The sequence below is a fragment of the Caballeronia sp. LZ043 genome (assembly GCF_031451075.1).
Lineage (GTDB): Bacteria > Pseudomonadota > Gammaproteobacteria > Burkholderiales > Burkholderiaceae > Caballeronia.
The window spans coordinates 561106-576549 of sequence record NZ_JARUXT010000001.1; the positions used below are offsets into that span (position 1 = coordinate 561106).

Here is a 15444-nt window from a genome sequence, read left to right on the forward strand (position 1 = left end):
CACGGGCAAGCACCTTGTCCGTAAAAATTAAATCACGAGGCAATCCTGATTTCTCGCTAAGCGTTCGTAAAGTTTTGTTTTCAGACAAACAAATTCACTGCTGGAAATAGCAGTTAATTAGCCTTAACGAAGGTATGTCAGGATTTGACTGCTACTAATGCATTCGACCGAGCTAACGACTGCAAATGGTCAGCTATAAGTTCTTGACGAGGAAAACCGATAGCGAGAAACCAGCGCTGTGAAAGTCGTAGGCGCCATCGGTGAAATTGACGTAATAGAGCGTGCCCGGAATCTCCGCGGCGGTGGCGCTCCAGAAATTCGCGCCCTCGCCGAAATCCGAGGCGGCGACGGCGGGGAACACCTTGGCGTCGATCTTCGGACCGCTGCAGGTCTTGCGTCTCAGACTGCCCAGTTCTTCGGCTGTCGGCAGGCGCCAGCCGGGTCCGGTTCGTTTCGCGGCCTTTTTCGCTTCGTCATGACTCAGGCCCAACGGATTTCCCGTGCAACGTCCGCTGCGCTGGTCCCATTCCATCCCCACGGCGCAACGCTTCCAGACCAGCCGCTTTCCGGGATCGGTTGCTTCACTCGCGTTGATGCTCCATGAACTGTCGGTTGCCTGAACGCAAGATGCGGAAGTTAAAACGGAATGGAGCGCCAATGGGAGTGTCGTGCACACTAATCCGATATTTCGTTTCATGCTGCTGGATAATGTCATGGTCTTATGATTGAAGTTGCTGCTGTTGATTAACGGATCAAAGAGATCATTTGCCTTGTCTTGGCAAATGACTGCCAACAGGAAGCTAAGCTGTCGGTTCGAGTTAAGGCCAAATCCAAGCAAACCAGCCTAAGCGACATCAATCTTGTTTTGGAAGCATTCAAGAGTCACAAATCAACAAACGGCTGAACCGAACCGTCCCGCACAAGCAAGCGAAAAATGCTCGTACGGGAACGTGCGTTGCTCGTTTCGCGCCATGCCAGATGGGGTTTCCCCGAGCAAACCGGCTGATTGCGCGTCGCAGCATCGAAACCTGTGCCGGATGCCTTGACACGATCCCGCGCAGCGCCGATCATTCGATCAAACTAAGAGCAATTGCTCACTCGTGGAGCGTTCGCTCACCCGCGTGAGTGAAGCGGAAGAAATCGGAGACATCGGTGAGACTGAGAGACAAGGTCGCGATCATCACAGGCGCCGGCGGTGGCATCGGCGAGGCGGTCGCGCAGCGCTATCTGGAAGAAGGCGCACGGGTCGTCGTCGTCGACGTGCGGGACGAGAGCGAACTCGCCCGGCGCTTCACGGAAGACGCCACGCGCGTGCTCGCGCTCAAGGCCGACGTCACGCGCCGCGAGGACATCGCGCAGATCGTCGGGCGCACGGTGGAGCGCTTCGGCGGCATCGACATTCTCTTCAACAACGCGGCGCTGTTCGACATGCGCCCGCTGCTCGACGAATCCTGGGACATCTACGACCGCCTCTTCGCGGTCAACGTCAAGGGCATGTTCTTCCTGATGCAGGCCGTCGCCCAGCGCATGGTCGAACAGGGCCGGGGCGGCAAGATCATCAACATGTCATCGCAGGCCGGACGGCGCGGCGAGGCGCTCGTGTCGCATTACTGCGCGACCAAGGCGGCGGTGATCAGCTATACGCAATCGGCGGCGCTCGCGCTCGCAAAAGAGCGCATCAACGTGAACGGCATCGCGCCGGGCGTCGTCGATACCCCGATGTGGAAGGACGTCGACGCGCTGTTCGCGCGCTACGAGAACCGGCCGATCGGCGAGAAGAAGCGGCTCGTCGGCGAAGAAGTGCCGCTCGGGCGCATGGGCCTGCCCGCCGACCTGACGGGCGCGGCGCTGTTCCTGGCCTCGGCGGATGCGGACTACATCACGGCGCAGACGCTCAACGTCGATGGCGGCAACTGGATGAGTTGACGCGGCGCGGCGCGCTGCATGCGGCTTGAAGCACAGGAAGCACCGTCTATAGTGAAACGGCGTCACAGCAGACACGAAGCGCGGCACACGCAACTGCACACCCGATAGCACACGCAACGAAAAACGCAACGAAAAAACGCAACGAAAAAACGCAACGAAAAAACGCAACGACAAACGCGCGATTCCGGTCGCGCACCCTCAAAAGCAGTCAGCGGCAACCACGGCGCCCGCGGTCATTGCAGCGGGACCCTCCACGGCGTCCGTGCCAACAAAAAGGAGACGAACCTCATGAAACGCACTCAACGCATCGTTCGAACCCAACCGCGCGCGCGCCGCGCACCGTTCGCGAGCGGGGCGCTGTCGGCGGCGCTGGCTGCCGCCGCGCTCGTGCCGCTGTCGGCGCATGCCGCGACCATCACGATCGCGACGCTCAACAATCCGGACATCATCGAGTTGAAGAAGCTCTCGCCGGCGTTCGAGAAAGCCAATCCCGACATCAAGCTGAACTGGGTGATCCTCGAGGAAAACGTGCTGCGCCAGCGCGCCACGACCGACATCACGACCAACAGCGGCCAGTTCGACGTGGTGACCATCGGCACATACGAGGCGCCGCAGTGGGGCAAGCGCGGCTGGCTCTCGCCGATGACGAACCTGCCCGCCAACTACGATCTCGACGATGTCGTGAAGACGGCCCGCGACGGCCTCTCCTACAACGGCACGCTGTTCGCGCTGCCGTTCTACGTCGAAAGCTCGATGACGTACTACCGCAAGGACCTGTTCCAGGCCGCCGGCCTCAAGATGCCGGACCAGCCGACCTACGACCAGATCAAGCAGTTCGCCGACAAGCTCACCGACAAGTCGAAGGGCCAGTACGGCATCTGCCTGCGCGGCAAGGCGGGCTGGGGCGAGAACATGGCGTATGTGTCGACCGTGGTGAACACCTACGGCGGCGAGTGGTTCAACGAGAAGTGGCAGGCGCAGCTCGACACGCCCGAATGGAAGAAGGCGGTCGGCTTCTACGCGGACCTGCTGAAGAACGACGGCCCTCCCGGAGCCAGCTCGAACGGCTTCAACGAGAACCTCACGCTGATGTCGTCGGGCAAGTGCGCGATGTGGATCGACGCCACGGTCGCCGCCGGCATGCTCTACAACAAGGCGCAGTCGCAGGTGTCGGACAAGATCGGCTTCGCGGCGGCGCCGGTGGCCGTCACGCCGAAGGGTTCGCACTGGCTGTGGTCGTGGTCGCTCGCCATTCCGAAGACCTCGAAGCAGCAGGACGCCGCCAAGAAGTTCGCCGCATGGGCGACGTCGAAGGAATACATCGAGATGGTCGGCAAGGATGAAGGCTGGGCCTCGGTGCCGCCGGGCACGCGCAAGTCCACCTACGCACGGCCCGAGTACAAGCAGGCCGCGCCGTTCGGCGACTTCGTGCTGAAGGCGATCGAAACCGCCGATCCGAACGACGCCACGCTGCACAAGGTGCCTTACACCGGCATCCAGTTCGTCGGCATTCCGGAGTTCCAGTCGTTCGGCACGGTGGTCGGCCAGTCGATTGCAGGCGTGGTCGCGGGCCAGACGAGCGTCGATGCCGCGCTGAAGGCCGGCAACGCCGCCGCCGATCGCGCGGTGAAGCAGGCCGGGTATCAGAAGTAAGAGAAGCACGCTGCATGCGGTAACGCGCTTCATCCATCGCGGTACACGGGCCGTCCCGTCACTGGGCGGTCCGCCGGCGTCAATCATCGAGAGGTGACACGATGAGTCAACTGAATCCCCCCATCACCGATCATCATCTGGAGGAGTCCGCCGCCGAGCGCGACAAGCGGCGCGCGAAGTCGGTGCGCTGGCTGATCTCGCCGTCCACCGGATTGCTGTTCCTGTGGATGGCGATCCCCCTCGCGATGACGATCTGGTTTTCGTTCTCGCGCTACAACCTGCTGAATCCCGACGTCAAGGGCTTCGCCGGTCTCGACAACTTCGAGTTCCTGGTCACCGATCCGGCGTTCGGCCCGTCCATCGCCCACACGCTCACGCTGATCATCTCGACGCTCGTCATCACCGTGGTCGGCGGCGTGCTGCTCGCGGTGCTGTTCGACCGCAAGTTCTGGGGGCAAGGCATTGCGCGCCTGCTGGTGATCGCGCCGTTCTTCGTGATGCCGACCGTTTCGGCGCTCATCTGGAAGAACATGATCCTGCATCCGGTGTACGGCCTGATCGCGGGACTGATGCGCTCGCTGGGCATGCAGCCGATCGACTGGTTCGCCGAATATCCGCTCTTCGCGGTGATCGTGATCGTCTCGTGGCAATGGCTGCCGTTCGCGTTCCTGATCCTCTTCACGGCGATCCAGTCGCTCGATCAGGAACAGAAGGAAGCGGCGCGCATCGACGGCGCGGGTCCGTTCGCCATGTTCTTCTTCATCACGCTGCCGCACCTGAAAAGGGCGATTGCGGTCGTCGTGATGATGGAAACCATTTTCCTGCTGTCGATCTTCGCGGAAATCTACACGACCACGGGCGGCGGCCCCGGCACCGCGACGACCAACCTGTCCTACCTGATCTACGCACTCGGCCTGCAGCAGTTCGACGTCGGCCTGGCTTCGGCGGGCGGCATCCTCGCGGTCATTCTCGCCAACATCGTTGCGTTCTTCCTCGTGAGAATGCTCGCGAAGAACCTCAAGGGGGAGTACGAGTCATGAGCACACCCGTCCGCACTCAAGCCATGAGCGGCGCGCCGCGCACGTCCGCGCTCGAGCATGTGAAGAACATCGTGCCCGGCATCGTGGCGTGGATCGCGTCGATCCTGCTGTTCTTCCCGATCTTCTGGATGACGATCACGGCGTTCAAGACCGAGCAGCAGGCGTATTCGTCGTCGCTGTTCTTCACGCCGACGCTGGACAGCTTCCGCGAAGTGTTCGCGCGCAGCAATTACTTCGGCTTCGCGTGGAATTCGGTGCTGATCTCGGTCGGCGTCACGGTGATCTGCCTGCTGCTCGCCGTGCCCTGCGCCTACGCGATGGCCTTCTTCCCGACCAGGAAGACGCAGAAAGTGCTGCTGTGGATGCTCTCGACCAAGATGATGCCGTCGGTCGGCGTGCTCGTGCCCATCTACCTGCTGTGGAAGAACACGGGCCTGCTGGACACGGTGTCCGGCCTCATCATCGTCTACACGCTGATCAACCTGCCGATCGCCGTCTGGATGGCCTACACGTACTTCAACGAAGTGCCGAAGGACATTCTCGAAGCGGGTCGCATCGACGGCGCGTCGACCTGGCAGGAAATCGTCTTCCTGCTGATGCCGATGTCGCTTCCCGGACTGGCCTCGACCGGCCTGCTGCTCATCATCCTGTCGTGGAACGAGGCGTTCTGGAGCATCAACCTGTCGAGCTCGAACGCGGCGCCGCTCACGGTGTTCATCGCGTCGTATTCGAGTCCGGAAGGGCTGTTCTGGGCCAAGCTCTCGGCGGCTTCGCTGCTGGCGGTCGCGCCGATCCTGATCGTCGGCTGGCTGTCGCAGAAGCAACTCGTGCGCGGTCTCACGTTTGGCGCGGTGAAGTGAGGGCGCGCTCGTGAATCTCACACCCTCCAACGAAGCCAATCTCGACGATCGCCTGCTGATCTGCGACTGCGACGGCGTACTCATCGACAGCGAGGCCGTCGCCGCGCGCATGCTCGTCACCGAGCTGCAGGCGCTGTGGCCGGGCGTCGATGTCGAACCGGTCGTGATGCCGCTGCTCGGGCTGCGCATCGAGGCGGTGCTCGCGAGCGCCGCCGACACGGTCGGCCGCACGCTGACGCACGATCAGGTGGTCACGATCCGGCGCGCGGTCGAGGCGGCGGCGATCCAGGCGCCCGCGGTGCCGGGCATCGCCGAGGCGCTCGCGGCCGTGCCGTTCATGAAGGCCTGCGCGAGCAACAGTTTCTCGACCTATGTCGATGCGGTGCTGCAACGCACCGGCCTCGTGCGCTTCTTCGGCGCGCGGCGCTTCTGCGCGGACATGGTCGAGAACCCGAAGCCCGCGCCCGACGTGTATCTCGCGGCGGCCCGCGCGATGCGCATCGATCCGCTGCGCTGCCTGGTGGTCGAGGACAGCGTGACGGGCGTGACGGCGGCGCGCGCGGCGGGCATGCCGGTGCTCGGTTTCATCGGCGGCGGACATGCGACTGAAGGACAGCTTGGCGCGCTCCAGCAAGCGGGCGCACACGTGGTATTCGACGACATGACGCGCTTGCCGGCGCTCGTGGCGCACTGGCTGCAAGACGCGTCGTTCGACATGGGAGACACACATCATGGCTAGCCTGACCCTGCGCAACATCAGCAAGCGTTATGAAGAAACCGAGGTGATGCGCAACATCAACCTCGACATCAACGACGGCGAGTTCGTCGTGTTCGTGGGTCCGTCGGGCTGCGGCAAGTCCACCCTGATGCGCATGATCGCCGGGCTGGAGGACATCAGCGGCGGCGAGCTGATGATCGACAACACGCGCGTCAACGAACTCGCGCCCGCCAAGCGCGGCATCGCGATGGTGTTTCAGTCGTATGCGCTCTATCCGCACATGACGCTGTACGACAACATGGCGTTCGGCCTCAAGCTGGCGGGCGAGAAGAAGCCCGCCATCGACGCCGCCGTGAAGAACGCCGCGAAGATCCTGCACATCGACCATCTGCTCGACCGCAAGCCGAAGGCGCTCTCGGGCGGCCAGCGGCAGCGCGTCGCGATTGGCCGCGCCATTACGCGCAAGCCGAAGGTGTTCCTGTTCGACGAACCGCTGTCGAACCTGGACGCCGCGCTGCGCGTGAAGATGCGGCTCGAGTTCGCGCGCCTGCACGACGACCTCAAGACGACGATGATCTACGTGACGCACGATCAGGTCGAGGCGATGACGCTCGCCGACAAGATCGTCGTGCTGTCGGCGGGGAACATCGAGCAGGTGGGCACGCCGAACACGCTGTATCACGCGCCGGCGAACCGCTTTGTCGCGGGCTTCATCGGCTCGCCGAAGATGAACTTCATGTCCGGCACGGTGGCCGCCGTGCAGAACGACGGCGTGCTGGTCAAGTACGCGACGGGCGAGACGCAACTGGCCGGCGTGCTGCCGGGCAATGCCAAGCCGGGCGATACCGTGACGGTCGGCGTCCGCCCCGAGCACTTGCAGCCTAATTCGACCGAAGCGGGCGAGTACGGCGTGTCGGCTTCGGCGATGACGGTCGAGACGCTCGGCGACGCGGCCTATCTCTACGCCGAAACCGATGTCGCGCCAGATGGGCTGATCTCGCGCATTCCGCCGCTAGAAAAGCATGCGCGCGGCGAGAAGCTCAAGCTCGGCGCCGCGCCGGAACACTGCCATCTGTTCAACGCGGAAGGGCAGGCGTTCACGCGCAAGGTCGTGGATGGCTGGCAGCGCGAGCACGCGACGGCCGCCTGAAGCGTCGCACCATCGCGGCACAGGGGCATGACGATGGCGCCGTTCGCAGGAACGGCGCCGTATTTTTTTAGCCGACGTAGGATAATCGCGTGTACGACCGGCCGCGTCCGACGGCCGGCGCGCTCCCACCGACATCGCCATGCCCGTCCTGAATGAACTCTTTGTCTATCCGGTCAAGTCCTGCGCGGGTATCGCCCTGAAGCGCGCGACGCTGCTCGAAACCGGTCTCGAATACGACCGCCACTGGATGATCACCGAGCCGTCCGGCGCCATGCTCACGCAGCGCGCGCATCCGCGCATGGCGCTGATCCGGACAGCCTTCGCCGACGATTCACTCGTGCTCGACGCGCCCGGCATGCCGACGCTGCGCACGCCCTTGCGCGCCGAAGCGCTCGTCGATCCGAAGCCGCTGCGCACGACCGTCTGGCGCGACACCTTCGATGCGCTCGATACCGGCGAGGAAACGGCGCAATGGTGCAGCACGTTCCTCGACATGCCGGCGCGGCTGACCCGCTTTGCGCCGCAGGTGCGCCGCGTCGTCGATGAAACCTGGACCGCGCCGCTCAGCACGCATACGCGCTTCGCTGACGGCTTTCCGCTGCTGGTGATGAGCCAGGCCTCGCTCGATGATCTGAACGCGCGTCTCGTCGCGAAGGGCGCGCCCGCGATTCCCGCGAACCGCTTCAGGCCGAACCTGGTGGTCGGCGGACTCGATGCGTATGAGGAAGACTTCGTCGGCGAGATGCGGATCGGCGAGGCGCAACTGAAGCTCGTCAAGCTCTGCTCGCGTTGCCCGATGCCGACCATCGACCAGGACACGGGCGCGGCGGACCCCGCGTGGCCGCACGAGCCGCTCGACACGATGAGCGCCTACCGCGCCAGCGAGCAGATGGGCGGCAAGCTCACCTTCGGCAAGAACGCGATTGTCCTCGCGGGCGAGGGCATGGCGCTGCACGTGGGTCAGGACGTCGAGGCCGAGATCGACTTCTGAGGCGTTACGCTTCCAGCGCGGCCTTCGCGCAGAGTTCGTCGGTGACGAGACCCGACAGCCATTGCCCCTGCAACGCTGCGATCAACGCATCGAGCTTGCGCTGGCCGCCTGCGAAGCCGATCGTGGGACGCCGCGGCGGCGAGTCGAGCTTGAGGCTCGTCACGCGCGCGCCGGTGCTCGACTGCACGCGCTTGCCGGCGGCGTCGATCGGCAGCCCGAGCCATTCGGCCACCGCGCCGGCCTCGATCATCTCCTCCACTTCCGCGCGCGTGATGAAGCCGTCTTCATGCAGCGGACAGTTCACGGCCACGTTGCCGATGCCGACGAAGGCCACGTCCGCGCCTTGCGCGAGTTCATCGACGATGCGATACAGCCGGTGATTGACCCACTGGGCGCGCTCGGATTCGCTGTCGGCCATGAGCGGCGCGGGCAGCATGAAGTGCTTGCCGCCGGTCTTCTCCGAGAGCTGCTGGGCCACGTCATAGCGGTTCGACGAACCGTCCTGCGCGATGGCGCCGACCATCGACACGAAGCGATGCTGCGGCCGCTCGATCTGCCCGATCTGCGCGACGCAGGCCTTCAACGTGCGCCCGCTGCCGATCGACACGACCAGCGGTTTCTCGTCGAGCAGATAGCGCTCCATCACTTGCGCGCCCGCGACGGCGAGCTTGCGGTCGACCTGCTCGGGCGCGTCGCCGTCGACGGGCACGACTTCGCACATCGCGAGGCCGTAGCGGTCGCTGAGCGCGCGCGCCAGCGACAGGCAATCGGCGATGCGATGATCGACCCGCACGCGGATCAGGTTTTTCTCGACGGCAAACGCGACGAGCCGTTGCGCCACCGGGCGCGAGATCTGCAATTTCTCGGCGATCTCGTTCTGGGTATTGCCGGCGACGTAGTAGAGCCAGGCTGCGCGCGTGGCGAGGTCGAGTTTTTCGGTGGATTTGGGCACTGTGGTTGCGCGGCTGTCTGCTCTTAAGTTTTAGTTCTTATTTTGGACAACGTGATGCCAAATTCAGAACCACCCATTGACTCGATCGCCCTCACGAGCGCTCTTGGGGCCGACGTTATGCCAGCCTCGGCCGCGCCGGATCGAACAGCGGCCGCACGTGCTGGTACAGCTCCCGGAAACTCTTCAGCCGCTGCCTCAACAGCGCATGGCGCTGTGCATCCGGCGTGAACTCCTGCTTGATCTCGGGTTTCGCGAGCACCGTTGCCGGGTCGCCGCCCGCCGCGAGCCAGCCGAGCCGCGCCGCGCCCAGCGCCGCACCGGTTTCGCCGCCGCCGTGGGTGCGGGTCGGGGTATCGAAGGCGTCGGCGAACATCTGCGCCCAGTACGCGCTGCGTGCACCGCCACCGAGCATCGACAATGCGCGCGCCTGCGTGCCCGCCGACTGCAGCGCGTCGAGACCATCGGTCAGCGAGAGCGTGACGCCTTCGAGCACCGAATAGCCGAGCAGCGCACGATCGGTCGCGTGCGTCATGCCGAAGAACACGCCCTGCGCGTAGGGATCATTGTGCGGCGTGCGCTCGCCGCTCAGATACGGCAGGAACAGCGGCGCGGACGAGAGGATGTCGACGGGCAGGGCCTCGATCTCGGCGAGCAGCGTGGGCTCGTCGGTCGAGGTCAGCTTGCAGACCCAGCGCAGGCAGCTCGCCGCCGACAGCACCACGCTCATCTGGTGCCAGCGATCCGGAATGGCATGGCAGAACGCATGCACGGCGGACGCCGGATTGGGCCGGAAACGGTCGCCGATCACGCACAGCACGCCCGAGGTGCCGAGCGACAGGAAGCCGTCGCCCGGATCGGTGGCGCCGATACCCACCGCGCTCGCGGCATTGTCGCCGCCGCCCGCTGCGACCACCACGCCTTCCGGCAGGCCGAGTTCGCGCGCGAGCGCCGGCAGCAGGGTGCCGGACGGCGCGCTGCCTTCGGCCAGCGCGGGCATCTGCTGGCGCGACATGCCGCAGGCCGCGAGCAGTTCGTCCGACCAGTCGCGCCGCGCGACATCGAGCCAGAGCGTGCCGGCGGCATCGGAGGGATCGGACACCTTGGTGCCGGTCAGATGCATGCGCAGATAGTCCTTCGGCAGCAGCACGCACGCGGTCTGGCGGAACAGGTCGGGTTCGTTGTGCGCGACCCAGAGCAGCTTCGGCGCGGTGAAGCCGGGCATCGCGAGATTGCCGGCGATTTCATGCAGATTGGGCGCGCGCTCGTACAACTCGGCGCACTCCTTGTCGCTGCGCATGTCGTTCCACAGAATCGCGGGGCGCAGCACGCGGTCTTGCGAATCGAGCAGCACCGCCCCATGCATCTGACCCGAGAGCCCGATGCCGCGCACCTGGGCGAATTCGGCAGGGAATTTCTCGCGCAACTTGAACAGTGCGGCGCGCGTGCCTTCCCACCAGTCGAGCGGATTCTGTTCTGACCAGCGCGGCTTCGGACGCGACACGGTGAAGGGCGTGCCCGCCGTGCCGATCACGCTGCCGTCGGCGGCGAGCAGCAGGACTTTCACTTCGGAGGTGCCGAGGTCGATGCCTAAGTACATGAACGTACCCTTGGGTCGTGGCCAGGTTCGCGCCCGGCGGAAAACGAGGAATGAGCGACGTGTGAGTCCCGCGCAGCGGGAGGCGCTAATTTAACGCCACGCGCGGCGCCGCGCCATGGGCACATTACCCGAGCGGCGCGGCGCGCAGTTGACGCTGCGATTACGTTCGCAAAAACCGCGCGCGGATGGAACGTCTCACGGACGGTTGGCGAGCCACGCGTCGACCTTGGCGACGGCGTCGCGCATCACGCGTTCGAGTCCCTCGCTGCCGGCCATCTTGCCCCAGAGCTGCTTGTCCGCGACGAAGGCCGTGACCGGATCGGGCGACGTGAAATAGCCATGCGCGACGGCCGGATCCATCACGCCATCCTGATAGGCATAAGGCAGCTTGCCTTCGTGCCAGCGTTCGAGAAAGCGCAGGAAGAGCGCGGGGAGGATGGCGGTGGACGCGGGATCGACGTTGCGCGCGAAACACTCAGACAGCGTCGGCGCGATGAAGCCCGGCAGCTTCGAGAAACCGTCGGCCGCGACGCGCTGGTTCGTGTCCTTGATATACGGATTGCTGAAACGGTCGAGCACGATGTCGCGATACTTCGCGAGATCGATCGGACTCGGCGTGAGGCAGGGAATCACGTCGTCGGTGACATACGCCTCCGCGAGCGCGCGAATCTCCAGGTCCTGCGTGCCTTCATGGATGTACTGCAACCCGACCAGCGTCCCCGCCCACGCAATGCAGCTGTGCGGGGCATTGAGCACGCGGATCTTCGCTTCCTCGTACGCATGCACCGAGTCGACCATCTCCGCGCCAACCTTCTCCCATGCAGGGCGGCCGTCGATGAAGTCGTCCTCGACCACCCACTGGATGAACTTCTCGCCCATCACCGGCGCGCGGTCATCGAAGCCGGTCGCGGCCTTGACGCGCTCGGCGACGTCGGGCGTCGGGCGCGGCGTGATGCGGTCGACCATCGAGTTCGGGCACGACGTGTTCGCGAGCATCCAGTCGCGCAGGTCGGTCTCGCCGCGCAGGCTCAGGAATTCGAGCATCCCTTTCTTGAAACGATCGCCGTTGCTGCGCAGGTTGTCGCAATTCTGCAGCGACACCTTGCCCGCGCCGTTCTTCATGCGCGCGGCGAGAATCGCGGCGATCGCGCCATAGATGGTCGTCCGGCCGCCTTTCAGGTCGGCGGCGAGATCCGGGTTCGAAGGATCTAGCCGATCGTGATCGTCGAGGTAATAGCCGCCTTCAGTCACCGTGAACGACACGATCTTGCACGACGGATCGGCGCCCGTGGCGATCAGCGCATCGAGGTCCGCCGACCACGGCAGAACCTTTTTGATGGCCTTGATCCGCTCGTATTCGCGCTCGCCTTTCGGCGTCACGGTCTCGAGCGTGTATTCACCGTTCTGGGCCGCCAGCGCGTCGAGCACGGCGTTCATGTCGCCGCGGATGTTGCCCACCGCGAGCGACCAGCGCCTGTCGTTCGCATCACCGGTCTCGATAAGGCGGTGCAGGTACCACGCCTGATGCGCGCGATGAAAAGACCCGGCGCCGATGTGCAGGATCACGTTGGCTTCGCTAGTCATGTCGTCTCTTCCTTTGATGGGCTGCGCGCCGTTCTTCGCGGACGCTGGTCGCAACGGCGCGCGTGCGCGGGACATTGCGGTGGTGAGCATTTGCTCGTTTGATGATCTAATGATCGAATAATCGTATTCGCTCGAGGGAATGTCAAGGCGTGATGCGTCGTGCAACGCGGCGCAATTCGCGCGCCTCGGCATGGGTGAGAGGGCAGCAACGCATGAACGGAGACGACGCTGCGCCGCAACAAGACGGCACGCATACGCGTCTCCGGAATAACCCGGATAGGCAAGCCGGCGGCCATTGGACGAAGGTGCGTGAGCGCCTCGCCGGGGCCTGACGCGGGCCCTGAGCGGCACATCAGACGATAGGCGAAAAAACATCATGCAGGAGACAGAGATGAATTACGTGATCGGCATCGACATCGGCACGCAGAGCACGAAAGCCTTGCTCGTCGATACGCACGGAGCGATCGTCGCGCAGCATGCGAGCGCGTATCACCCGGACACGCCGAAGCCGTTGTGGGCGGAGCAATGGCCGTCGGTCTGGTTCGATGCGGTGACCGTGTGCATCGCGGGCGTCACGGCCAAGGCGCGCGAGAAGGGCGTAACCGCCGCCGACGTGAAGTCGCTCTGCGTGAGCAGCCTGTACGGCGGTTCGGGCATTCCCGTCGATGAGCACATGGAGCCGCTGCATCCCTGTCTCATCTGGATGGACCGGCGCGCGACGGCTGAAGTGGACTGGGTGCGCGCGAACGTCGACGTCGAGCGCCTGGAGAAGATCACGGGCAACGGCGTGGACAGCTATTACGGCTTCACGAAGATGCTCTGGCTGCGCGAGCATCGTCCGGAGGTGTGGCAGAAGACGCGCTGGTTCCTGCCGCCCAATGCCTTCGTGATCCAGCGCCTGACGGGCGAACTCGCGGTCGATCACAGCTCGGCGGGCAATATCGGCGGCGTGTATGACGTCGCGCAGCGCGCATGGTCGGCGCAGGCGCTCGACATGCTCGGCATTCCGGCGTCGATGATGCCGAAGCGTCTGGTGGAGTCATCGGAGATCGTGGGCGGCCTGTCGTCGCAGTGGGCGGATGCGCTCGGACTCGCGGCCGGCACGCCGGTCGTCGCGGGCGGCGTGGATGCCGCCGTGGCGACCTTCGCCGCGGGCGTCACGCAGGCGGGCCATCACGTCGCGATGATCGGCACGAGCATGTGCTGGGGCTACATCAACCAGACGGTGGATGCGCGTCATGGCCTCGTGTCGATGCCGCACGTCCACAACGGCACGCGCGATCTCTACGTATTCGGCGGGGCGAGCACGGCGGGGCAATGCGTCGCTTGGTATCGCGACCAGTTCTGCCAGGCCGAGATCGAAGCCGCGAAGCAGCTGCCGCATGGCGACCCGCACCGCTTGCTGGAAGAGGCGGCATCGAAGATCGCGGCGGGTTCGGACGGCGTCGTGTTCCTGCCTTACCTGATGGGCGAACGCAGTCCCGTATGGGATGCGCGCGCGAGCGGCACGTTCGTCGGGCTGAACCTGTTCCATACGCGCGCCACGTTGTACCGCGCGGTGCTCGAAGGCGTCGCGTTCGCGCTGAAGCACAACATGGAGGCGGGACGGCGCGGGGCGCAGTCGCTGGATGACCGGCTGATCGTCGTGGGCGGCGCGGCGCATTCCGATCTGTGGATGCAGATCATCGCGGATGTGACGAACTACCCGGTGCTGTCGATCGAACAGGATGTGGAAGCGGCGATGGGTGCAGCGTTGCTGGCGGCGCTCGGGGCAGGACTGGTGTCGCGCGAAACGGCCGAGGGCGGCTGGGTCACGCTCGTCGAACGGGCGCAGCCGGATGCCGAAAGACAGCGGGTCTATGCGGACCGGTTCGAGGTGTATCGCGAGCTGTATCCGGCGCTGAAACCGCTGATGCATCGGTTGCGCAGCACGTAGCGCCGTGCAGGGCGCGCCGCTTCTTAACGCCCATGCACCGGATGCGCATCGAACACGGGCCCCTGCACGAAATGCACATCGAACTGCTGCAGGGCGTCGAACTGCGCCTCGTCGGCGACGTTCGAGAAAATGAGCGGAATCCGCAGCCGATGCGCATACGCGACGAGATGCTTCACCACTGAATCGCGCAGGGCCGCGCCCGCATCCATCTTGATGAAGTCGAGGCGCGCCATGTCGGACACGGCCATGATCTGCCCGGCATTCGGCAGGTTGCCCGCGACCTTGAAGCCGTAGTGCTGATAGCTCTTGGTGAGATAGCCGAGAAAGGTCTTGTGCGCGACCGCGGCCGCCGGCAGTTCGATCACCACGCGCGACGGGCTCATGCCGAACTCCATCAGCACCGACGAGAAGTGCAGCCCGTGGTCGTACTTCACGCTCTTGAGCAGCCGTTCATGCACGCGCAGGAACAGCAGCCCCGGCCGATGCGGCCCGAAGAAATTGAACGCGTGCAGCGCCCGTGACAGCCGGTCCAGCGTCACCAGTTCCTGATCGTCTTCCAGTTGCCCGAAGGGATCGCGCGGCGCATCGCCGCGGATGAGCGTCAGCGCCTGCACGCCGAGTTCGTCGCCGAAACGCTCGGCGCTCTCCGGCGACGCACTCAGCGTCTGCGGAAAGCTGTGCGTGCCGACATCGAAGATCGGCTCGTACGCGCTCGCAATGCACACGTCCCGATAGTGCGCGAACGCCTCCTCCGTCTTGTCGTCGTCGCCCAGCACGATATGCGCCCCGAGGAAGGGATGTTCCTTGGCGCGGGCAACGAGTTCAGGCAGCGATGGGGAGATCATGAAAGCGGCGTCGGTTTTTATAAGGGCGTGGCTGAAGGCAGATACGCAATAGCTTCGATGGAATGGTCGATGGTATCAGCGCGTCATGCCGCGTCCACCACCAAATTCACATATTGATATGCCGGATGAAGTGCGGTGCCTAGGGTTTACGATCAATTTCACTAAACGTAATTGGTTTTACCATTCGTAAAT

General features: G+C 64.5%; 13 protein-coding genes. 8 read left to right on the forward strand and 5 right to left on the reverse strand.

The window, feature by feature from the left end:
• Positions 1–193: 193 nt before the first annotated feature.
• On the reverse strand, positions 194–697 hold the full coding sequence (locus QCE64_RS02560) for a DUF1566 domain-containing protein (protein ID WP_310002576.1): 504 nt from the start codon (positions 695–697) through the stop codon (positions 194–196).
• Positions 698–1152: 455 nt separating this feature from the next.
• Here QCE64_RS02560 and QCE64_RS02565 point away from each other — a divergent pair, with 455 nt between their 5' ends.
• The 7 genes from QCE64_RS02565 (at position 1153) to QCE64_RS02595 (ending at position 8338) form a co-directional block, all read left to right on the forward strand.
• Positions 1153–1926: an L-iditol 2-dehydrogenase gene (locus QCE64_RS02565; RefSeq protein WP_310002577.1), complete on the forward strand. Its 774-nt coding sequence runs from the start codon at positions 1153–1155 to the stop codon at positions 1924–1926.
• Between the two features lie 288 nt (positions 1927–2214).
• Complete coding sequence (locus tag QCE64_RS02570; protein ID WP_309914099.1) at positions 2215–3579, forward strand: sugar ABC transporter substrate-binding protein; 1365 nt, start codon at positions 2215–2217, stop codon at positions 3577–3579.
• Between the two features lie 101 nt (positions 3580–3680).
• Entirely contained in the window at positions 3681–4619 is a 939-nt protein-coding gene (locus QCE64_RS02575; RefSeq protein WP_309807402.1) for a sugar ABC transporter permease, read from the forward strand.
• The gene (locus QCE64_RS02580; protein ID WP_404987219.1) at positions 4616–5479 is read left to right on the forward strand and encodes a carbohydrate ABC transporter permease; all 864 of its coding nucleotides are present in this window, start codon (positions 4616–4618) and stop codon (positions 5477–5479) included. Before QCE64_RS02575 ends, QCE64_RS02580 begins: the two co-directional genes overlap by 4 nt.
• A gap of 10 nt (positions 5480–5489) precedes the next feature.
• Positions 5490–6218 (forward strand): HAD-IA family hydrolase, encoded by a 729-nt coding sequence (locus QCE64_RS02585; RefSeq protein WP_310002578.1) that lies wholly within the window; start codon positions 5490–5492, stop codon positions 6216–6218.
• Positions 6211–7347, forward strand: a complete 1137-nt coding sequence (locus QCE64_RS02590) for a sn-glycerol-3-phosphate ABC transporter ATP-binding protein UgpC (protein ID WP_309914103.1) — start codon at positions 6211–6213, stop codon at positions 7345–7347. The genes QCE64_RS02585 and QCE64_RS02590 overlap by 8 nt, the downstream gene beginning before the upstream one ends.
• Positions 7348–7486: 139 nt before the next feature.
• Positions 7487–8338, forward strand: coding sequence for an MOSC N-terminal beta barrel domain-containing protein (locus QCE64_RS02595; protein ID WP_309929309.1), 852 nt, complete (start codon positions 7487–7489; stop codon positions 8336–8338).
• A gap of 4 nt (positions 8339–8342) precedes the next feature.
• Here QCE64_RS02595 and QCE64_RS02600 read toward each other — a convergent pair whose 3' ends face one another.
• The 3 genes from QCE64_RS02600 to dalD all read right to left on the reverse strand — a co-directional run bounded on the left by QCE64_RS02600 (position 8343) and on the right by dalD (position 12471).
• Positions 8343–9290, reverse strand: coding sequence for a sugar-binding transcriptional regulator (locus QCE64_RS02600; RefSeq protein WP_309807407.1), 948 nt, complete (start codon positions 9288–9290; stop codon positions 8343–8345).
• Between the two features lie 115 nt (positions 9291–9405).
• On the reverse strand, positions 9406–10887 hold the full coding sequence (xylB, locus tag QCE64_RS02605; RefSeq protein WP_309914112.1) for a xylulokinase: 1482 nt from the start codon (positions 10885–10887) through the stop codon (positions 9406–9408).
• 195 nt (positions 10888–11082) lie between these two features.
• A complete protein-coding gene (dalD, locus tag QCE64_RS02610; RefSeq protein ID WP_310002579.1) occupies positions 11083–12471 on the reverse strand; it encodes a D-arabinitol 4-dehydrogenase in 1389 nt (462 codons plus the stop codon).
• A gap of 391 nt (positions 12472–12862) precedes the next feature.
• Between dalD and QCE64_RS02615 the strand changes: the two genes are divergently transcribed.
• Positions 12863–14407 (forward strand): FGGY-family carbohydrate kinase, encoded by a 1545-nt coding sequence (locus QCE64_RS02615; protein ID WP_310002580.1) that lies wholly within the window; start codon positions 12863–12865, stop codon positions 14405–14407.
• A gap of 23 nt (positions 14408–14430) precedes the next feature.
• Here the strand turns inward: QCE64_RS02615 and QCE64_RS02620 are convergent, their stop codons facing one another.
• Positions 14431–15252 carry an EAL domain-containing protein gene (locus QCE64_RS02620; RefSeq protein ID WP_309914123.1) on the reverse strand — a complete coding sequence of 274 codons (822 nt, stop codon included), beginning with the start codon at positions 15250–15252 and terminating at the stop codon, positions 14431–14433.
• Between the last annotated feature and the right edge of the window lie 192 nt (positions 15253–15444).